Annotated in this window: 17 protein-coding genes; 11 read left to right on the top strand and 6 right to left on the bottom strand. The window is 62.0% G+C overall.

Translation table 11 applies throughout. From position 1 onward, the window contains the following. Positions 1–3: 3 nt before the first annotated feature. Entirely contained in the window at positions 4–1,326 is a 1,323-nt protein-coding gene (locus ABI_RS01315; RefSeq protein WP_006270999.1) for an MFS transporter, read from the bottom strand. A gap of 229 nt (positions 1,327–1,555) precedes the next feature. Here ABI_RS01315 and kdgD point away from each other — a divergent pair, with 229 nt between their 5' ends. Continuing rightward, positions 1,556–2,494, top strand: a complete 939-nt coding sequence (kdgD, locus tag ABI_RS01310; RefSeq protein WP_006270998.1) for a 5-dehydro-4-deoxyglucarate dehydratase — start codon at positions 1,556–1,558, stop codon at positions 2,492–2,494. A gap of 13 nt (positions 2,495–2,507) precedes the next feature. Here the strand turns inward: kdgD and ABI_RS01305 are convergent, their stop codons facing one another. Beyond that, positions 2,508–4,229, bottom strand: a complete 1,722-nt coding sequence (locus tag ABI_RS01305) for a hypothetical protein (RefSeq protein ID WP_006270997.1) — start codon at positions 4,227–4,229, stop codon at positions 2,508–2,510. 233 nt (positions 4,230–4,462) lie between these two features. Between ABI_RS01305 and chvI the strand changes: the two genes are divergently transcribed. From chvI to ABI_RS01275, 6 genes are all read left to right on the top strand, one after another. Next, on the top strand, positions 4,463–5,173 hold the full coding sequence (gene chvI, locus ABI_RS01300) for a two-component response regulator ChvI (RefSeq protein WP_006270996.1): 711 nt from the start codon (positions 4,463–4,465) through the stop codon (positions 5,171–5,173). A 108-nt stretch (positions 5,174–5,281) separates the two neighbouring features. Next, positions 5,282–6,832: a two-component sensor histidine kinase ChvG gene (gene chvG, locus ABI_RS01295; protein ID WP_006270995.1), complete on the top strand. Its 1,551-nt coding sequence runs from the start codon at positions 5,282–5,284 to the stop codon at positions 6,830–6,832. 178 nt (positions 6,833–7,010) lie between these two features. Further along, positions 7,011–7,397 (top strand): HPr kinase/phosphorylase, encoded by a 387-nt coding sequence (locus tag ABI_RS01290; protein WP_006270994.1) that lies wholly within the window; start codon positions 7,011–7,013, stop codon positions 7,395–7,397. Between the two features lie 169 nt (positions 7,398–7,566). Beyond that, complete coding sequence (locus tag ABI_RS01285; RefSeq protein WP_006270993.1) at positions 7,567–7,971, top strand: PTS sugar transporter subunit IIA; 405 nt, start codon at positions 7,567–7,569, stop codon at positions 7,969–7,971. 333 nt (positions 7,972–8,304) lie between these two features. Further along, positions 8,305–8,607, top strand: coding sequence for an HPr family phosphocarrier protein (locus ABI_RS01280; protein ID WP_050808164.1), 303 nt, complete (start codon positions 8,305–8,307; stop codon positions 8,605–8,607). Next, a complete protein-coding gene (locus ABI_RS01275) occupies positions 8,604–9,407 on the top strand; it encodes a hypothetical protein (protein WP_006270990.1) in 804 nt (267 codons plus the stop codon). Before ABI_RS01280 ends, ABI_RS01275 begins: the two co-directional genes overlap by 4 nt. A 63-nt stretch (positions 9,408–9,470) precedes the next feature. Here ABI_RS01275 and ABI_RS01270 read toward each other — a convergent pair whose 3' ends face one another. Then, positions 9,471–11,033, bottom strand: a complete 1,563-nt coding sequence (locus ABI_RS01270; protein WP_006270989.1) for a carboxylesterase/lipase family protein — start codon at positions 11,031–11,033, stop codon at positions 9,471–9,473. A 289-nt stretch (positions 11,034–11,322) separates the two neighbouring features. Further along, positions 11,323–12,900: a DUF5060 domain-containing protein gene (locus ABI_RS01265; RefSeq protein WP_006270988.1), complete on the bottom strand. Its 1,578-nt coding sequence runs from the start codon at positions 12,898–12,900 to the stop codon at positions 11,323–11,325. A gap of 161 nt (positions 12,901–13,061) precedes the next feature. On the opposite strand from ABI_RS01265, the gene ABI_RS01260 reads away from it, so the two are divergent. After that, on the top strand, positions 13,062–13,286 hold the full coding sequence (locus ABI_RS01260; protein ID WP_040308474.1) for a CsbD family protein: 225 nt from the start codon (positions 13,062–13,064) through the stop codon (positions 13,284–13,286). A gap of 75 nt (positions 13,287–13,361) precedes the next feature. On the opposite strand, the gene ABI_RS01255 is transcribed toward ABI_RS01260, so the two are convergent. Next, positions 13,362–14,945 carry a tetratricopeptide repeat protein gene (locus ABI_RS01255; protein ID WP_006270986.1) on the bottom strand — a complete coding sequence of 528 codons (1,584 nt, stop codon included), beginning with the start codon at positions 14,943–14,945 and terminating at the stop codon, positions 13,362–13,364. 23 nt (positions 14,946–14,968) lie between these two features. Beyond that, positions 14,969–18,253 (bottom strand): tetratricopeptide repeat protein, encoded by a 3,285-nt coding sequence (locus ABI_RS23325; protein WP_169313699.1) that lies wholly within the window; start codon positions 18,251–18,253, stop codon positions 14,969–14,971. A 299-nt stretch (positions 18,254–18,552) separates the two neighbouring features. Between ABI_RS23325 and ABI_RS01245 the strand changes: the two genes are divergently transcribed. From ABI_RS01245 to ABI_RS01240, 3 genes are all read left to right on the top strand, one after another. Next, a complete protein-coding gene (locus ABI_RS01245) occupies positions 18,553–18,864 on the top strand; it encodes a cysteine hydrolase family protein (RefSeq protein WP_006270984.1) in 312 nt (103 codons plus the stop codon). Positions 18,865–18,941: 77 nt separating this feature from the next. Then, positions 18,942–19,079 carry a hypothetical protein gene (locus tag ABI_RS24815; RefSeq protein ID WP_006270983.1) on the top strand — a complete coding sequence of 46 codons (138 nt, stop codon included), beginning with the start codon at positions 18,942–18,944 and terminating at the stop codon, positions 19,077–19,079. Between the two features lie 356 nt (positions 19,080–19,435). Further along, a complete protein-coding gene (locus ABI_RS01240; protein WP_006270982.1) occupies positions 19,436–20,404 on the top strand; it encodes a DUF4915 domain-containing protein in 969 nt (322 codons plus the stop codon). The last annotated feature ends 267 nt before the right edge of the window (positions 20,405–20,671 follow it).

The raw sequence follows: 20,671 nt of genomic DNA, 5'->3' as shown, positions 1-20,671 counted from the left end.
GCCTCAGTCGATCTTCAGGCGGGCGATCTTACCGGTGATCAGCCCGAAGGCCAGCATGGTCACCACGCAATGGATGCCTACATAGATCAGGGCGCCGTCGAACGAACCGGTCGCCGCAACGATATAGCCGATAACGATCGGGGTGACGATCCCCGCGGCATTGCCGAACATGTTGAACACCCCGCCGGTCAGGCCGATGAACTCCTTCGGCGACACGTCCGACACCACGGCCCAGCCCAGTGAGGCGATACCTTTACCGAAGAAGGCGACCGCCATGAGCGCGATGACCACCCATTCCTGGCCGGCCCAGGCGCAGGGAATGATGGCCAGGGCCAGCGCCATGCCGATGAAGATCGGGATCTTGCGCGCCAGGCTTATATTGTTGGTCTTTTTCAGCAGGTAGTCGGAGATGATGCCCCCGGCCAGGCCGCCGATAAAGCCGCAAAGGGCCGGGGCGGCGGCGGCGAAACCGGCCTGGATGATGTTCAGCCCGCGTTCCTTGACCAGGTAGATCGGGAACCAGGTGACGAAGAAATAGGTCAGGACGTTGATGCAGTACTGGGCCAGATAGATGCCCAGCAGCATGCGGTTGGTCAGCAGGAACTTCAGCCGCGCCAGGCTGAAGCCGCCCTTGGTACCGGCGACGCGGGCCTCCATGCTAACGGCGCCGCCGGCCTGGATAACCTGGAGCTCAGCGCCATTGACCATCGGGTGCTTGTCCGGACCGGTGATGAATTTTGCGAAGACCATCGCGGCAATGATGCCCAGCCCGCCCATGAAGAAAAAGACGCTGCGCCAGCCGAAATCATGCACCAGCCACGACATCAGCGGCGCGAAGGCGACCAGCGCGAAATACTGCGCCGAATTGAAGATGGCAGAGGCGGTGCCGCGTTCTGCCGCCGGGAACCAGGCGGCGACGATACGAGCATTGCCGGGAAACGATGGCGCCTCGGCCAAGCCGACCAGGAATCGCAGGGCAAACAAAGACCCCACGATCGACAATCCGCCGATAAAGCCGACGAAACCCTGAAGGGCGGTGAAGATCGACCACAGGACAATGGCGCCGATATAGACACGTTTGACGCCGAAGCGATCCAGCAAGGCGCCGCCCGGCACCTGGGCGGCGACATAGGCCCAGCCGAAGGCCGACAGAATAAACCCCATCTGGACCGGCGACAGGTTCAGCGCTTCCGACGCCGCCGAACCGGCGATGGAGAAGGTCGATCGGTCGGCATAGTTGATGGTCGTGATGACGAACAAAAGCGCGATCAGCCAGTAGCGGGCGTAAGACGGTTTTGGTGCGGGGATCGCATCGGACGGGGTCATATTTCACTCGCTGCATTCATACCACCCGTGTATCGCTGGCAATCCGCCTGGCCATCCGGATGATTTCGTTATCTGTAATTAGGCACAGATTTTTCGGCTTTGGGAGCACAAGATCGCACCCTTCATTGCGTTCCACGCATCGATCGATGCCGCCTTTGTCATGGACCGTGACCGGGCTTGTCGGTAGCGTTGGCGTCAACCACAACGACATGTTTACACGGAGGCCGTAATGGCAGGGTTCAGCCCCAAGGAGATGGCGCATACGATTGGTACGGGGCTGCTGTCCTTCCCGGTGACCCACTTCGATGCCAATAACCGCTTCGACGAAGCCCCCTATCGCGACCACTGCGCCTGGATGCTGGAAAAGCCCCTGGCCGGCCTGTTCGCCGCCGGCGGCACGGGGGAGTTCTTTTCGCTGAGCCTGACCGAAGTCCGCGATGTCGTGGCTGCCGCCGTGGTGGAAACACGCGGCAAGGTGCCGGTGGTGGCCGGCTGCGGGTACGGAACCCAGATCGCCATCGAACTGGCCCAGTCAGCGCAGCAGAGCGGCGCCGATGGCATCCTCCTGTTGCCGCCCTATCTGATCAGCGGCAAGCAGGACGGCTTCGAAGCCCATATCGATGCCGTCTGTAAAGCGACGAAGCTGGGTGTCATTGTCTACAACCGCGACAATGGCATTATCGAAGACGAGTCCCTGGCGCGCCTGTGTGACCGCAATCCCAACCTGGTCGGCTACAAGGACGGGGTCGGCGATATCGAGCTGATGACCCGCATCTTCACCCGCATGGGGGACCGCCTGACCTATATCGGCGGGTTGCCGACGGCGGAAACCTTCGCCGCGCCTTATCTGAAGATGGGCGTGACCACCTATTCCTCGGCCATTTTCAACTTCCTGCCGGACTGGGCGCTGGGCTTCTACAACGCGGTGCGCGCGGAAGACCAGCAGGCGGTCCTGACCGGTCTGCGCGATTTTGTCATGCCGTACATTGCCCTTCGCAACAAGGGCAAGGGCTACGCTGTCTCCATCGTCAAGGCGGGCATGCAGGTGATCGGTCGGCCGGCCGGTCCGGTGCGCACGCCGCTGAGCGATCTCAGCGAAGCCGAGGTCGCGGAGCTCACCGCCCTGATCGCCCGGGTCCAGCCCGAGGCCTTAAAGAGCGCCGCGTAAAGCGTAAGCGGCGCTAAGCCGCCATCCCGGCCGCGACCATCATGGGCTTCAGTTCCGCAAGGGCGTTGGGATTCTCACCCAGCATCTGCCGCAGTTCCGGCATGCGGAACAGTTTCATGGCTTCGGTCTTGGCCTGGTCGCTGACCGAACCGAGAGGCGCCGCCATGCCGGAGGCAAATCCGAGAAGCAGGGTCAGTTTCTGCACCGGACCGCCCGGCGCGCGTAGAAGATGCGGGATTAGCTGCACGTCCTGCGCAATCATGCCGCCGACCTGGCCCAGCTTGGTGCAGGCCTCTTCGGTGTCCTTTTCCATCAGGGCGGCGTTCTTAATGCGCCGCTGCATATGGGCCAGAAGTTGCAGCCGGTGCGCCGCCGAGGTGTTGGTATCGCGCATGTCACGCTCGAACTTGAGCGCCCCTACGGCCGAGATGACCCATCGCGCCGCCTGGCGCTTGTTCGAGGCGCCGACGACGTTTTCGCACAGCCAGATCAGGCGTTCGACCTCTTCGGCCGAGGTCTTGCCGGAACGGGTGAGGCTTTCGACGAAATCGGTTGAGACCAGCATCTTGGAGCGCTCGATAAAGGCTTCCTTGATGTCGTCGCGCTCGTGTTGTTCCTTGCCGGCAGCGGTCAGGCACAGGGCCAGGGCGCGCAGGGTCTCGATCTCTGCCTCGGGGTTGCCGGGCTTCAGTCGCCGCGGCCCCTTCAGCTCGGTCATCAGCCGCTTGGAGATGTTCTGGCTCAGGTGCGGAAAGCAGTCCTTGGCCATCAGTTCGTGATAGCCAGCAAGGGCGCCGGTCAACGGCGGAATCATCTTGCCGACGCGCGGATCGATCTTGGCGATCAGGTCGACTGCGGGGCCGGCGGCCATTCGAGTCATCACCGCCATGGCATCGCCTAGGTCAGCCTCGTAGCCCAGAAGTTCATTCATCGAGGTACGGGTGCCGAACAGCTCCGACACAGGGACTTCCAGCACCTGAAGCGCCCATTCGCGGCCACCCAGGTCTTCGCTCAGTTGCTTGCCCAGGGTGAGAAGGGCGCCCAGCTTGGCGGCCGGACCGCTGTTGGCGGTCTTGGCGATGAACTTGCAGATGCCGCCGCCCAGGACATAGGCGCGTTCGCCATGGTCATCCAGTTTGTCGACGACAGCGAGAAAATTGGCGGCATCGACTTCGGGGAAGACCTTACGCCGGCCGTCTTCGATGACGCGGGTGCAGGCTCTGTCGATCAGGGCGCGCCACCGCCGCATCAGGTCATGCAGGTCCTGGCCGGTCTCCTGCGATTCCGGAATGGCCAGCTTTTGCACGACGTGCTGCAGTTCGGTGCCCGAGGCATCCAGCTTCTCGACAAGGTCGGGGCGGTGAAGCAGTTCGAAGGGCGTGATTTGGTTGCGTTTCAGCCAGTCTTCCAGCAGCCGGGCGATCTTTTCGCGGGCGTGGAGATTGTACAGATCCTGGGGGGTGACGCAGATGGTATCGGTCTCGGGCGCCAGCTTGACCTTGCGTTTGGCTTCGGGGGCGCCCTTGTTGAAGATGGTGGCGCTGGAAAACTCGCCGGTCCCGGCGTCCATCATCTCCTTGTTGACCTTGACCCCGGCGGAGTGGGGCATCATGTCTTCGGCGTTCTGCAGCGCCAGGGCGCGGTCTTCGGTCGCCATCTGCAGCACCCACGACGAAGCCGGCGTCTTGCGGCTGAAGACTTCGTAGTGAACCTGATTACGGCCGGAACTCGACATAATGTACTCGCAAAGCGGATATTCTTTCAAAACTTACACAATAGGCATTAAGGCATCATTGAGGTCTCATCATTGCCCCAATAAGACCGAATTGCAGCCGCGTTGACGCCTTGAAAAGAACGCGCGTAGGATGTGATCACTAGTTACGGACGCGGGCGCGTTCGGGTTTGATTGAAATCCGGCGCAATCGGATTATGTATCGCAGGTTCCACCTGCCGAAATGGAGACGAGCTTTGGCCAGAATTACCTTGGTTGACGACGACGAGAACATTGTGACCAGCGTGTCCCTGGCGCTCGAAAGCGGCGGCCATACCATCCAGGCCTATTATGACGGGGCTGCTGGCCTCCAGGCGCTGGAAAAGGATCCGCCCGACCTGGCCATCCTGGACGTCAAGATGCCGCGCATGGACGGCATGGAAGTGCTGCGACGCCTGCGCGCGACATCAAACCTGCCGGTCATCATCCTGACCTCCAAGGACGATGAGATCGACGAGGTCCTGGGCTTTAATCTCGGCGCCGACGACTATATGCACAAGCCGTTCTCGCAGCGTCTGCTGCTGGAGCGCGTCAAGGCGGTCCTGCGTCGGGCCGGCATTGTCGAGCAGGGCGAGGCGCCGGAAGTGACCGAGGCGCTGAACGCCAAGTCGTTGAAGCGCGGCAAGCTGGTCATGGACGCGGCGCGCCACGAATGCACCTGGGACGGCAAGCCGGTGCGGCTGACCGTTACCGAATTCCTGCTGCTGCATGCCCTGGCCCAGCGCCCGGGCTTCGTGAAGAGCCGCGATAACCTGATGGACGCGGCCTATGACGACCAGGTGTATGTCGATGATCGCACCATCGACAGCCACGTCAAGCGCATGCGCAAGAAGTTCCGCGCCGTCGACAACACCTTCGATTCGATCGAGACCCTGTACGGCGTCGGTTATCGGTATCGCGAGATTTAGCTCAAGCGCCGCATGGCTCCTCGCGAAAGCTCGGGCGGCCAACGACGTTCTTTGGCGCCCTTGCCAAAGTGCTAGCACTTTGGAGTATCTGGTCTGGAAACCTTCTGAATGTCCGCAAAGCCCTGGTACAAGAAGCTGCCGTTCGGCCAGTCGCGGCTGGGACGGCTGATTTTCGGGCTGAACATTGTCGGCCTTCTGGTCCTGGTGATCGGTGCCCTGGTGCTCAATGAGCTGCGCCAGGGTCTGATCACCGCCCAGAAGGAGTCACTGACCGCCCAGGCTTTGCAGATGAGCGAGGTGATTGCCGAGGCGGCGACCTCGGGCGTGCCGGAGCCATATCTCGATCAGCACTATGCCTCTCAGCTGCTGGCCCGGTTCATTCCGGCGGAGCAGCGCGCCCGGCTGTTCGATGAGCAGGGCAATCCGATTGTCGATTCAGCCTTGGTCATGGATACGGTCGAGGTCATTGAACTGCCGCCGGCCCAGGAAGCGGGCAAGGCACCGTCCAAGGACGCCTCGGCCGGCCAGGCGGCCGTGCGCAAGGCAGCCGAAGCCGAGTTGCGCCAGGAGGTGATGATGGCCCTGGCCGGCGCCGAGGTGGCGACGGTGCGGCGCAACGACCGCGGCGTGAAGGTCGTGTCGGTGTCGGTGCCGCTTCGCCGGGTCAAGCAGGTTTTGGGTGTGCTGACCATTGAGCGCGACGACTTCGAGAGCATTGTGCAGGCGCAGCGCCTGGCCATGTTGCCGTTCATCCTGGTGGCCTTGGGGGTGACCCTGTTTTCTTCGCTGCTGCTGAACTGGCTGGTGTCACGGCCGATCCAGCGGCTGTCGGCGGCAGCGGACAGCGTGCGGACCGGCCAGACGCGGGCGATCTCCTTGCCCGACCTGGAGGAGCGCAAGGACGAGATCGGGACCCTGGCGCGGTCGCTGGAAAGCATGACGGATACCTTGTGGCGGCGGATGGAAGAGATCGACCGGTTTGCGGCCGATGTCTCACACGAGATCAAGAATCCGCTGACCTCGATCCGAAGTGCGCTGGAAACCCTGGAACTGGTCAAGGACGACAAGGCCAAGGAGCGGCTTCTGGGCGTGGTCAACCAGGATGTCCGCCGGCTGGACCGCTTGATTACGGACATTTCCAATGCCTCGCGGCTGGACGCTGAGCTGTCGCGGGATACGCCCCGGCCGGTGGAGGTCGCAACGCTGCTGGACGACATCGTGTCGCTGTATGGCCAGGGCGACCGGCCGGGCGAGGTCGGGGTGGTTCTGGTGCGCGAACGGACGCAGGCGACGGTCAGCGGCCGGGAAGGCCCTCTGGGCCAGGTGTTCCGCAATGTGATCGACAATGCGCGGTCGTTTTCGCCGGAGGGAGGCGAGGTGCGGGTGACGTTGACGAACGGTGACGCGGCGCTGCCGGTGTTGATCCGGTTCGAGGATGATGGTCCGGGGATACCGGAGGATAATCTCGAGACGATCTTCCAGCGGTTCTACACGTCACGACCCAAGGGTACGAGTTTCGGGCGCAATTCCGGTCTGGGGCTTTCGATTTCGCGTCAGATCGTTGAAGCGCATCGCGGGCGGATCTGGGCGGAAAACCGGACGGATGGCGAGGGGAATGTCGTGGGCGCGAGGTTCCTCATCGCCCTTCCAACAATGTAATGGGTATAGCGAAGCAAAAGTATAGCTTTTGCGAGCGATGGGGGCCTGTGGCCCCAACTCTTCTTCCTATCTTTTCTTTTCCCCGCCCCTTGGGGCTAGGGAAAAGAAAAGATAAGAAAGACGCGGGGCCCCAAGATACGTTCTTTGGCCCCACACCCCGTTACCTTATTGCAGGTCCATGAGTAAACTCGTCGTTCACGCCACCACCCTGAGCCTCCTGTCCGGGGGTGCGTGGAAGGGTGTTCTGATCCTGGGGCCTTCGGGCGTCGGCAAGAGCGACATGGCCGTGCGCGCCGTCGAAAAGGGTCTGATGCTGATCTGCGACGACCACACCGCGCTTTGGTCGTCCGGCGGCCATCTCTATGCCACACCGGCCGTTCCCGACCCCACAGCCTTCCGTACCCTGACGCGTCTGCACCTGGTCGTTCTGGCGCAATCCGAAGGCCCCAGGGCGCCAGAGGGCGAGATCACAGCCATTCTGGGACACAACGTCCCGACCCTGCGACTCAATCCGCGCGAAGCCTCCGCCGTGCCGCGGCTGATCACGCGATTGCGTTCGCTGTGATCACTTGAATATTCATGCTTTGTTCACAATGATTATAGTTACATGAATGGTACACCCCGCGTCGATGGCGCGGAAATTGCTGTCGTTCAAAAAACTTTTTTGCAGTGCGAAGCGTTCGGGGCTAGATTGCCGCTCCCCGGCGCGGGTAAGTATCGAGGCTAGGCGCAATATGATCGGTTTGGTGATCGTCACCCATGGCAAGCTGGCGGATGAATTCGTCGCTGCGATGGAGCATGTGGTCGGCCCACAGACCCAGGTGACGGCGATCTGTATCGGGCCTGAGGACGATGTCAGCCAGCGCCGCAAGGATATCCTGGACGCGACCTTCCGCAATGACACGGGTGATGGTGTCATCCTGCTGACCGACATGTTCGGCGGGACGCCATCGAACCTGGCCATTTCGGTGATGGAACAGACCAAGGCCGAGGTGATTGCCGGACTGAACCTGCCGATGCTGATCAAGCTTGCGTCGCTGCGCAAGAATGAGCCGTTGAACGCCTGCGTCGGCCATGCCCAGGAAGCGGGTCGTAAATACGTGACCGTGGCGTCCTACGTGCTGTCGGGTGACAGCTAGGAATCTGATGTGATGTCTCGTCGGTTTTAAGAGGGGACCACGGAAAGCACGAAAACGCCGCTGCGCGGCGACACGGAAAACACTGAAATTTTGCACTGATCCGCGCGAAGCGCCTTCCTATCGTACGCGAACAAAAGGCGCTTCGCACGGAAGATTATTCAACCGTAATTCCGTGCCTTTTTCCGTGTCGCCGCATAGCGGCGTTTCCGAGCGTTCCGTGGTAAATCTTTTCTTCTTTTGGCCGTTCCATAAGACCATATTGATTTCCATTAACCCTTCGCTCATGGTTTTTGCCCGAAAATAACACCGGCACCTGACGAAAGGTCCGCCCCGATGAGTGAAATAGCCGTGTCCGTCAGCGCCCCCATTCGTGCCGAAGTCGAGATCTGCAATAACAAAGGCTTGCACGCCCGCGCCTCCGCCAAGTTCGTCAAGCTGGTGTCGAACTATGACGACACGCGCGTCTTCGTCACTAAGGACGGCAACCGGGTCGACGGTGATTCGATCCTCGACCTGTTGATGCTGGCCGCCGGCAAGGGCTCGACTATCGAAATCGAAGCCGATGGCCCCCAGGCGCAGGCCGTCGTCGCCGCCCTGATCGAACTGGTCGAGAACAAATTCGAGGAAGAGGCGTGAGATCAGTCCTTGCCCTTCTGCTGACTGCGGCGCTGGCCATGGCGTCGCCCGTTCTGGCCGAAGGGTCCGGCCATCCCTATACCGGTGAAGGCGATGCCGAGGCCACACCGAAACCGAAACCCAAGCCGCGCAAAGCCAAACCCAAACCGGCTGTTCCGGCGCCGAAGTTGCCTGACGCGCCCATACCCTATACCCAACTGGGCGGTGGTACGCCGCTGAGTCCCGATATGGCCAAGGCGCTGACGCCGACGGCAGCGGCACACGTCGAAGCCCCGCCGGTCCACGCAGCGCATCCTGATCCGGCGCCTGTTCATACGACCCACGCCCCGGTCCATATCGCGGAGGTTCCTCCACCCCCGCCGCCTCCGCCTCCGGCGCAAGAGGTTGTGGTCATCAATCCGCCGCCGCCCGCCGAAATCAATCTCAAGTGCGAGACAACGACGTCGCGGGGCAAAAAGACGGTCTCCACCGGCATCTTCTACATCGCCATCGTGCCGTCACCCGTCTTTCCCGACGAAGAGGCCAGCTTTCAGTTCCGCTTCGTCGATCCGGCTCACACATCACTCGTCCGCGATACCGTCTGCCAAGACATCAGCTGTCAGGCACGGGTCAGCCCCAGCACCTACAGCCTGGTCAATATGACGACCAAGGGCGGTGACGCGTTACGCATTACGCTGGATCGGACGCGTGGCAGCTTCTACGCCGAAGCCATCGACGACAAGAGGGTGGGATTCACCTCGCATCTGGGCGAACAGGGCTGGTGCGCGCCCGAACCCAAGGCCACTAAGGCTCTTTTCTAGCCTCACGCCAAAAAGTGGCCGCCACTTTTTGGCGTGAGGCGTCAGAGAAGCTAAGTCACACTCTCATTGTGACTTAGGCGCGATCGCCGCCGTCACGTCCAGGCGCGCCTTCCACGGATCGGGCCCTGGCTTGGCCGTGCCGTCCAGGGCAAAATCCAGGATCGGGTCAGTCGCCGGATCGTAGGCCTGCCAAACCGGCAATCCAGCGCCATTGGGGTTACCCGTCTTGGCGAAATTGACCCAATAGGCATGGGCTGTCTTGGCCATGGCGGCGTCCTTTGCCGTTACCGCCGTGCCGTACTTGCCCGGCAGGGTGTCCATGACATAGGGAATCTCGGTGGCGTGGGGCGCGCCGCGCTTCCACTCGGACGCACGCGATTCGGCGACATAGGAAAAGCGATAGTGCCACGCCGTCACGCCCTGAGCGGTCAGGGTTGCGGCGACGAAGCGCGCCGGCTCGATCATCAGCCGGTCCATGCCGATATCGGCATTGAGGGTCTGCAGGTCACCGCTATAGGCGGCCTTCGCCGCCTCGGCACGGGCGCCGAAACTGGCATAGGCTTCGTCGGGCGTGTTGACCCAGAACCGGCCGATATCCGCGCGGGTGGCGCCGACCAGCACCGGCACCTTGTTGTACCGGCCATTGAGATAGGCTTCCTGTGGCACCTCTTTGACGATACGGCCATCAAGGGTCGGGCCGCCGTAGGTGTCGCCGGCCTGGCCCATGGTGTGCAGGCCCAGCCCGGCCGTTACAGTTTCGGCGGGCAGGGCGCGCAACGCCGTCAGGGCCGCAGCATCCGTGCCGGCAATATTGTGTTGCCTGGCGAAGTTGACGCCCAGGGTCTCTGACGATGGCGCGGTCGGCAAGTCGTCACGGATTCGCCGCGCGCCCATCAGGTTGCCGCGGCCACCGCCGGACTGGATGATGGCGCGGGCGAACAGGTTCTTCGATTCGCCCGAGGTCATCAGGTTGTGCACTGAACCGCCGCCGGCCGATTCCCCGAACACCGTGACATTGGCGGGGTCGCCCCCGAAGGCTGTTATGTTGCGCTGAACCCAACGCATGGCGGCGATCTGGTCGAGATAGCCATAATTGCCAAGCAAGCCCTTGTCCTCGTCGGCCTGGCTCAGGGCCGGGTGGGCGAAGAAGCCGAACCGGCCCAGGCGGTAGTTGAAGCTGACATAGATGACGCCGTCGCGGGCGAAGGCCGAGCCGTCATAGACGGCGGGGGAGGTGCCGCCATTGACGAAGCCGCCGCCATAGATCCAGACGATGACCGGCAGTTTTCCCTTGGCGCCCTCAGGCCGCCAGACATTGACGTACAGGCAGTCTTCGGCCGGTTTGACGGTCAGCGGCGCGTCGTCGCCAGGAAAAGGTTCCTGCATGCAGTCGGCACCGAAGGCCTTGGCGTCACGGACTCCGGACCATTTGGCGGCGGGCTGCGGTGCGCGCCAGCGTAAGCTTCCGACGGGCGGGGCGGCAAAGGGGATGCCTTTGAAGGCTTCAACGCCATCGGCGGCGACACCGCGGACCTGGCCGGTTTCGATGGTCACGGGGTCAGCCGGGGCGGTGGTGGCGACACACGCGGTCATCGCCAGGGCGGCGATCATGGGCAGGGCTTTCATGGCGATCCTCCGTTATTTTGGACGGAACCTACCACGGTCTGGGAATGGGTCAAACGACGGTAAGGGTTTGACCACGAACCACACGAACGGACACGAACTTTAGGGAGTACCCGAACCCGCCGCGGAGCGGCGCCTTCAAGAAAAGGGATCCACAGATTTCACAGATTAGCTCAGATTATTCTTAATCCCTCGTAATCTGTGTAATCTGTGGACCCACTTGATGTAAATGCCGCTTCGCGGAAGTCTCCAACATGTCCTGAAGTTCGTGTCCGTTCGTGTGGTTCGTGGTTCAAACCCTTACCACCCGAACCGCCATCCACTTGCGTCCAGGCAGGGCCACAACCGGCCGCGCGGGATCAAAAAAGTCGTACATGTTCTTCTTCTGAACCGTGAACACACCGTCGACCGGGGTCACCGTCATGTTCCACGTGTCCAACACATCCACCCGGAACTGCTCACCGCCCACCAACTCGTTCTTCGGCAGGTTCAAGGCCCACTCCGAAGGCGCCTCGACCCCGAAATAACGCAGATAATACTGACCCGCCCGGCCGCCGATGTGGCGGTCCCACCACTTGTCGACCGGATCGATCCCGGGTTTCGGCCCATCCTCCATGACCTGTTTCAAAAACGCCAGGCGCGGCGCGGATTCACCCAAAAGTTTCCCGCCCTTGCCGGTCCACGAATCGTCCGCGCTCAGGTTCTGCGCCGTCAGGGTCTCACCATGGCCGACATAGGTCCCGGCGATCAGGCCGTGCCAGAACCGCATTACCACGTCTTCGCCGCTCAGGTTACCCCAGCGCAGTTCGATCTTGCCTTCGTAGCAGACCTCGTCGAAGATCACCGCCTTCTCCCAGATGCTGCGGTAGATCTCTGCGCGCGTATCGTCGGTCACTGCCGAGCCGTTCTGGATACTGCTGTGGGTGATCCACGGTTTGGTGTTGTCGTAAATGGCCTTGCAGTTGTGGATCGAGCGCAGCCGGTCATGCGGGTCGTGGTCCATCACGAACTGGCCCAGGTGATCGAAATCGGCCGGCGACTTGGTCTTGACCAGGTCGAACTCGTTGGCCAGCGACCACCACACATTGCGATAGGCGCCCAGCCGCGCAATCACATAGGCCAGATACCGTTCGTCGTCGGCGCGGGCCATATCGCCATAGCCGTGCTTGCTGTCATAAGGGTGGAACAGGATGATGTCGGCCTCGATACCCAGTTCCAGAAGTTGCGCCACACGTTTTTCGAAGCGCTGGAAGAACAAGGGGTTCAGCCGCGACGGGTCCCAGTCCTTGTCACCCTTGCCAGTAACAGCGAACGGTTCGATCGGCTCGGCGGCGACGTTCTGAAAGACGCACATCCGCATCTTGTTGAACGGCGAGGCTTTCAGCGTGGCCAGGGTCTCGGCACAGCGGGCATCGGACTGCTGGGCCCAGGCATAGGCGGTGGTGCCGATCTGGCGGTAGGGCGTGGCGTCGGCATAGGCGAAGTGATAACCGTCGGGCGTGATCCGCATCGGGCCATGATTGCCGGGCGAAGGCGGCGTTGCCAAAAGCGCACCTGTGCGGTTGTTCAGCCCCGGTACGTTCGACACGGTCCGCCATGCCCAGTCACCGGTCTGCGGCGGGCTGAAACGCACCTTGTAGACGCCGTTTCCGTCGTAAAAGCCAGGTACGGTCAGGCTCTGCTCGCCGCTGCGGAAGACGGACGACAGCGCGACGTCGTCGAACGGATTGCCGTTTTTCGGTCCTTCGAAGGCCTGTTCGAAAATGCCCCAGCGTTCGACCGCGGGGACGGGCTCGGCCGCCTGCACGGCACTGGCCAGAGCCAGGGGCACGGAAGCGGCGACCAGATGGCGGCGCGTAATCTTGGTCATGAACGTCTCCCAGTTTATTTGTATGTCATCATACAAATATAGATCGATCTGGCAAGGCTTATGGCCTTTTTATGGAACCGAAGCCTTAAGACCTCGAAACTTTAGGTCCGCAACGGTAACTCTGTAGCCCTTACAAGCCACTGAATTTATAGGAGTTAGCTATGAACCGTGATCGACTTGAAGGCAGCTGGGACCAAGTGCGCGGCAACGTGCAGAAGGCCTGGGGCAAGCTGACCAATGACGACCTCGACGTGATCGAAGGCGACCGCAAAATCCTGTCCGGCAAGATCCAGGAACGCTATGGCGTGGCTCAGGATGAGGCCGAACGTCAGATCGACAAGTGGACTGACGAGGCGGTTGATAAAACCAAGGACCATACGCACTAGTTCACCTTACACTTCACGAGATTGTCGTATCCTTCCCGCCGGATGGACGCGGCAAACGGGCGGGAAGGCGTTTCCTCAGAGGCGCTTTCCCGCCTTCATTTTTTTGGGCGTGTCGCCGATACCGTAACCGGCAAAGGTGGTTTCGATCGTCTTGTCGAGGTTGCGGGCGGCCTTGATGTCGGCCTTGCCTTCCTTCTTCAGTCCCTTGCCCAGCCTGGCGATACCACGGCCGTAGAGACCGATGGCATAGGTTTTTTCCGCCATGGCTGCGTCATAGTCGGCGATGGCCTCGTCCCATTTGCCCATCTGCAGGTACACCATGGCGCGGCTGTCGGTCATGGCGCGGTCAGCAGGCTTGAGGGTGATCGCCGCATTGCATTGCTCCAGAGCCTTGTCCAGTTCGCGCTTATGGGTGGCGCGCAGCCAGCAGGCCGCATTGAAGTGCTCAGCCGTGTCGGGCAGCATCCGGGTTAGCGCGTCGAGGTCCTGGAGCTGGCCGTCGAGATTGCCATTGCGCTCATACAGGCGCACCCGCAAGGAAAGAGCTTCGTCGTCTTCCGGGTCCATGGCGATGGCCGCGTTGATATCGACCAGAGCCTTGTCGTACTCCCTGTAATTATAATAGGTGGCGCCGCGGGTCACCACAATGAACTCCGAATCCGGCTCCAGCGCCAGGGCGGCATCGAGATCGGCAAACTTGCCGTCTCGGTCCGTCTGCGGACGGGCCTGCGAGCGGCGAACATAAAGATCGGCCGTCGGCGCCTTGGCGATCGCCTTGCCGAACACCTCCAGCGCCTCGGCGCGTTGGGTGGCGCAGGGCACGGTTGTGTCCTTGCACTCGGTGAGGCGCTGCCCCAGATCGTCGAGGCCTTCTACATGATCGGGTTGTCGCGCAACGCCGGCACGGGCCGCGGCGACAGCCTTGCCGTAAACGGTTCCGGCTTCGCTGCGCTGGGCGGCGCAGGTCGTCATCGTGCCCTTGCACCCTGAGAGGTACTCTGCCAGGCTGTCGAGCAGGCCGATAGTGTCCGGGTTCCTGGATATCCCGGCGCGAGCCACCTCGATGGCCTTGTCGTAGCGGTTGGTCTCGGCATAGATACCGGCAAGAACCTGCGCGGCTTCCGGTGAATTGGGTTGCGCGGTGAACCAGGCTACGGCCTTGTCCTCGGCCTGCGCCGTATCGCCGGTGACACCCAGAAGGACAATGCGCATGCCTTGCGCCATGGCATCATCCGGCGCCAGATCGGCCGCCTTGTTCGCGGCCGTAAGGGCGCGCGGCAGATCCTCGCGCTGCATATAGATCACCGCGGCCAGGAAGTAGTTTTGGGCGTCGTTTGGGCTCAGACCCTGGGCGGTCGTCAGGTCGGCCAGGGCGCCGTCCAGATCCTTGGAGTTCATGCGGATCATGGCGCGTACACTGTAGGCCACGGAAGAACGCGGATCTGTCTTGAGCGCCTTTTCGACCTCGATCCTGGCCTGGTCTGTTTGGCCGGCCTGAAGCCATTCGTAAGCTTTAGCGGCTTGGCCCCGTGCGGCGGCGGCCTTATCGACCTTTTGCGAGGTCGCCGCCGGCGGTTTGACCTGCGCCGCCAGCCCGGTAACCGGCGCACCGAGGAGCATGATGCCGGCGGCTGACGACCACAAGATCCGTTTCCACATAAGCTTTATTCCCCGCACACGCTTTAAGGTTTGATGCCGTCCTCGGCGTAAGTTTTTTCGATACCGGGTGACTGGCGCCTGGCCTCGGCCAGGTCGGCCTTGCCCTCCTTCGTGAGGCCCTTGCGCATCTTGGCAATGCCACGGCCGTACCAGGCCGAGGCGAAGGGGCCGCCATTGGCCACGGTGACGGCGGCGTCGTAATCCGCCAGGGCTTCGTCCCATTTGCCCATCTTCAAATGGACCATGCCGCGGCTGTCCAGGACCTGACCGGACCGGGGTTGGACCGTCAACGCCGCGTTGCACAGCTCCAGCGCCCTCGCCAGTTCGCGGCCAGAAGTGGCGCGCGACCAGCAGGCATTGTTGAGCAGGTCGGGATCCTCGGGCTTCAAGGCCAGCGCCTTATCCAGCTGGATGAACTCGGCGTCGTTATTACCTTGGTCCGCGTAGATATTGGCGCGCAGGCTGTAGGCCTCCGTGCTGTCGGGCTCCAGCGCCTGGATGGCGTCGGCATCGGCCAGGGCCAGGTCGTAATCCTTGTACGACCGGTAAAACTGGCCGCGCGTCAGCAGGATCTTGGTTGAATCCGGCTGCAGTGCCAGGGCGGCGTCGATATCGGAAAACCGGGCGGCACGTTCGGATTCCGGCCGCACCCGAGCGCGGTTCAGATACAGATCCACCGACGGCTCCAGGGCGATGGCCTTGTTGTAGGCCTCGACCGCCTTTGGCCGGTTGGAGTCGCATTCGGCCTGGGTGGCGCAACGCAGGAACGCCTCACCCAAGGCGGCATGGAGCCGGGCGTCCTTGTCGTTCTTCGTGATAGCGGCCTGTAACACCTCCACCGCTTTGTCGTACTGGATGTTGGCCTGATACGCCGTGGCCAGGAACAGCGTTGCTTCGATGGAGTCCGGCTGCATCATGACATTGGCCAGGGCGTCGTCCAGGGCCCGAACGGCGTCGCCCTTTTCCAGCAGGATTAGCCCGCGCAGGTAGCGCGCCGCCGGATCTGCCGGATTGATGTCCAGGACCCGCGTCACCGCGTCGATCGCCGCCGGATAGTCCAAGCGCCGCCAGTAAACGAAGGCCTGTCCAGTATACGCGTTGGTATTGCGCCGGTCGATGGCCAGGGCCGCGGCATAGTCGGCCAGGGCACCATCGTAGTCCTTGGCCTTGTCCTTGATCTGGCCGCGCAGGACCAGGGCCTTGGCCGATTTCGGGTCCAGCTTTAGCGCGGAGTCCAGATCGGCGATTGCCGCCTCGAGCTGGCCACCGGTCCACCGGGTCTCGGCCCGGGCGACATAGTCGTCCACCGTCTTGGGGTCGTCCTTGCCCGCCGCCGTGACATCGGTGGCGGTCGCTTTGTAGTCAAACGGCATCTGGAGATAGACCTGCGTGCTGCCCAGCCGATCCAGTTCGGCTTCGGCGGCCAGAACTTCCGCTGCCGCCACCTCAGGGGCGACGGTGCGCTCGCTTACCTCCATGGTGAAGACGCCGTCCTTGAGCTGGAAACTCCGCTTCATGGCATAGCCAGCCAGGGTTGTGTCGATCGCCTCGCCGGCGATGGCGAAGCCCTTGCCCTTCTGCGGCAGGACGACGGTGGCGCTGGTCTTTTCATAGTGCGGAAAGACCAGCCTGACCGGAGCGTCCTTGGCCGGACCGTCCTTGCGTTCCAGGTCGAAGCCGCCGCCGACATAGGACCCATCGATCGCATATTGGCGCGGCTTGCCGGAACCGGGTGACCACCAGTTCATCTTGGCCTTTCCGTCCATCCGGATACGGAACTCGCCCGTGACGGCGTCCCAGTCGGTGGTGATGGTGTCGAGCGTGAAGTCCTCGTTGTCCTTCATCGTCTCTTTCATCTGCTTGTCGAACTCTTCCTTCGACAAGGTCGTCATGGCCGTGTGCATGGCCAAAGCCGGGTCGCCACGGGTGATGACCTCGGCGGTGAAGGGCGCCGGCGCGTCCAATCCGCCCGAGGCATCGACACGCATGGACTTTTCCTGCAGCGGCTTGGCGGGTGACGGCGGGGTGATCGCCACGAGGTCGCCGCCCGCGGCCTTAACCGGCAGGCCCCACGCATAGGCCGGTACCGGCACCTGATCCAGCCGTGTGTCGCCCATGCGTGTGCCGTCCAGCCAGTAGGTCTTGCCCTCTACGACGGCGCGAACGATGACGTGGTCGAACAGTTCGATAAGCGGCAGGCTCTCGTTCATGCCGTCACCGCCCTTGGTCGAAACCAGAACGGCGTCGGACTCGATACCCAGCTCGCGCAGCAGGGCCAGCAGCAGCGCCGTCTTGCCCTTGCAGTCACCATATCGGCGCTGCCAGGTCAGATCGGCATCGGCCGGGACATAGTTGCCCTGGTTGGCGCCGATATAGACGTAGCGCACCTGTTCCTCCACCAGCCGCAGCACGGCCGCCGCTTGCTCGCCGGGTGTCGTGTAAGCGGCGCGGATCTTGTCGACCTCGGCGCGTAGCGGCGACTCCGGGGCCAGCGTGGAGGCCTTGGTGTAAAGCGGCGCCATCATGCCCGACAGATCCGGCCATGAGGCAAATTCGGTCAGTTGCAACTGGCCGAAGCGCTTGTAGCGGTCGGGGACGCGCGGCTGCGCCTCGGGACTTTTGTAGTCCTTCAGTTCGAGACTCAGTTCGGTGCCAGCCGCCGTCTTCTTCACCTTGATGTCGGACAGGTCGGAGGTCGCCTTCCAGCGCATCGGCTTACCGCCGTCCCACACAGCCCGATAGGTGACGCGGCCGATGGCAGTGGCGCTGTTGTAGGAAGACAGGGTTTCAGACTTGCCGCGCAGCACCGGATCTTTGCGGTGGATGGTCAGGGAATAGGTGAGGATATCGCCGACCTGCAGGCCCTCGGTCTGGAGCACGGCGGTCAGGTTTCCGTCCAGCATCTGGCGGTCGAGGTTGCTCTCGCGGCGCAACGTGGTGAAGGTCTGCCCCTGGGCCAGGACGTCGATGACCTGGTCCCCGCGCAGGATATGCACCTTGTGGATGGTAACCGTATCGGTCTGCGGGTTCCAGTAGGCCGTCGGCCGGCCAAAGGCCAGGCCCTGCGGCGTCAAAATCTTTAGCGCGATATCTATATAGTGGTCGTCGCCGTCGCCGAACCGGCTTTGAATATCCATGCCCAGGAAGGCGGCGGGCGCGCCCGGCTCGAGCTTCGTCTCGCGCACGGCGGGCAACGGCTTGATCCACGTTCCGGCGGGACCGAATTCGAGCGCATCGCTGCAGTAGGCATAGCTCGGCGCGAGGACCAGCGCCATTGCCACCGATGCCAGAACAACCTGTTTCAACATAGAAAACATTCCCCAATCCTCACCATCAGATGTAACGCGTCACCGGCCATCTTTCAACAGCCCGTGATCGTGTTGCGATGCGATAGACTCATGTCGCGAGTCGTGTTAGCGTGATGACATGACCTCGATGTTCACAACAACCGTAGCCCGTAAAGCGACCGCGATCCGCGGGGCGTCGGGTGGTTGTGTGATCCTTTAGGACCCATTCAGCCATCCACCCCCGCCCAGGACGGACGGGGGATGGCTTTCCTCCCTGTTTCGTCAGTTTTGGGCCTGTCGCGTTCTCCAGGAGGAGTATCATGAGTACCAACCGTCATGCCCTGATCGTCATCGGCGCCCTGTTGCCGGGCGCGGCCGTCGTTGAGATGGTCGAAAGCGCGCGGGCCGAGGGGACACAGGTGGTTTTCGTTGGGGCGTCGGAAGGCGTGACCCCGCGCTTTCCTGACTGGGTGATCGAAAGTCACGGCGCCGATCTGTTCGCCGGCACCAACCTGGCGGCGCAACTGCGTGCGGTCGGCGTTGCCCGGCTGAGCGTCGCCGGTTCCGACTCGGTTGTGGCGGCGGCGCAGGCCCTCGGTTTTGAAGCGGAAACGACCGGAATCTACGCCTGATCATCCGAAATGCGCAACGACATGGCCGCGGGCCTCGTTGTGTTTGACATGCGGGTTCATCCTGTCGTGGTGCCGCTATGAACGACCTCGCTGCGATTGAGCGCATCGATGCGGTGCCCCTGGTCCTGGACGAAATCGCCAAGGCGCACGGGGGCGAACTGACGGTACAATCGACGGATGAAGAAACGGTGTTCCGCTTCCGAATGTCGATTTAGGCGACACCATCCTCGGCGGCTTGTGGGGAATTGCAGGCTCAGACCGTCCACACAACAAGCGGCCAGGAAGACGACGCGTCACGGACCGGGGGGAAGATCCGTTAATATCCCGACATCGTCTTCCTGGCGCTTTTAGACCCGCCGGGTGTCCCATCAAGGGTCCTCGGCGATGGGCCTAGATTAGCCGGCCGCAGGTAAGAAGGCTGTGCGGAGGTCGTACAATTGCCATAAGTCTCCCATTAATTTCACACGTGCAACACGAACCACGAAGTTGAAATCTTTCTGAAACAGGGCCACCCCATTTGCACCACGCGGGCGGATTACGGATTTGTAATCTTCCCGCGAAAGGTCCTTCGATGCCGCCATCCTTCCTCGTTTCCCTGTGCAACACCGGTAAGTCCACCACCCACCTGCTCCAGGTCGACACGACAGGAAAGATCACCCCCGCCGCCTACCGGCTCAAACCGAAACTGCGCGGCGCCACCGGCTGGGTCAGGCTGGGCGACCGGATCATCATCTCTCTGCAGTCACGCGCCTACAGTTTCGCCGTCACCGATGAGAACCTGAACCGCGCCATATACCTGCCCAATGGCCCGTTCCATTGCGACCTGCACGGCCTGGTCGCCTTCCAGGGCCACCTCTACAGCGTCCGCACGGCGCGCAACGAGATCTGGCGCCTCAGCCCCGACCTGAAGCCGCTCGACTGCGTCAACCCGAACCAGAGCGACGACAATGACACCCTGCATATCAACGACCTGTGCGTCCATAAGGGCCGGCTTGTTGCGTCGCAGTTCGGCGCCCGGCGCAACACCGGCAAACGCATCGGCTGCGTCTTCGACGTCCTGAGCGGCGAGGTCCTGTTCGACGGTTTCACCGACCCGCACAGCGTCACCAGCCGCGACGGCCTGCTCTACGTGCTGGACTCGGCGACGGGCAGCCTGTTCGAGTTGGAAACCGGACAGGGGCCGCGCCGGCTCTTAAGCGTCTTCGGCTATGCGCGGGGGCTATATATTGACGACGACTGGATCGTGATCGGCAAGAGCGTCCACCGCACCGACAGCCGCAGCCGTCGCACGCCTCTGCCGCCGTTGCTGTTTCCCGACAGCGAGGTTCGGGCAGCGTCGGGCCGGGCGGGCGTGTATGTCTATGAGCGCAGGTCGGGCGACTGCCGGTTTATCGACACCACGCGCTACGGCGGCGAGGTCTATCGGATTGACAGGTTCGACGCGCCCCAGCCGGCGGCGCAACCGGCCACGAGCTGGCTGACGCAACTGACGACGCGTCTGCGCGGTGATATAATGCAAATGTATGGAGGCCAGATATGAAGAGACCCGAGGATTTATCGAACAAATCTTTCCGCTTTTCAGCTTCAGATGTTCAATCCTCGGGTCCTTGGGCCTGTTGAATTTTTCAAGTTCAACAGGAAGTTTTGATATTATCCGAACACGGATAAATTTTCAGTTGGCGATGTGACGACAAAGATAAGAAAGCCGTAAACTAAAGCGCAATCCGATAAAGTGTGCAGCACTTTTCGAAAAAATTGCGCGTCAAAACAAAGATCTGGAGCGGCGTTTTGATTCTACCAAAACGCA

Source organism: Asticcacaulis biprosthecium C19, from assembly GCF_000204015.1.
Lineage (GTDB): Bacteria > Pseudomonadota > Alphaproteobacteria > Caulobacterales > Caulobacteraceae > Asticcacaulis > Asticcacaulis biprosthecius.
The sequence above is the reverse complement of the archived record's forward strand: the minus strand, read 5'-3'. Positions and strand labels throughout refer to the sequence as shown.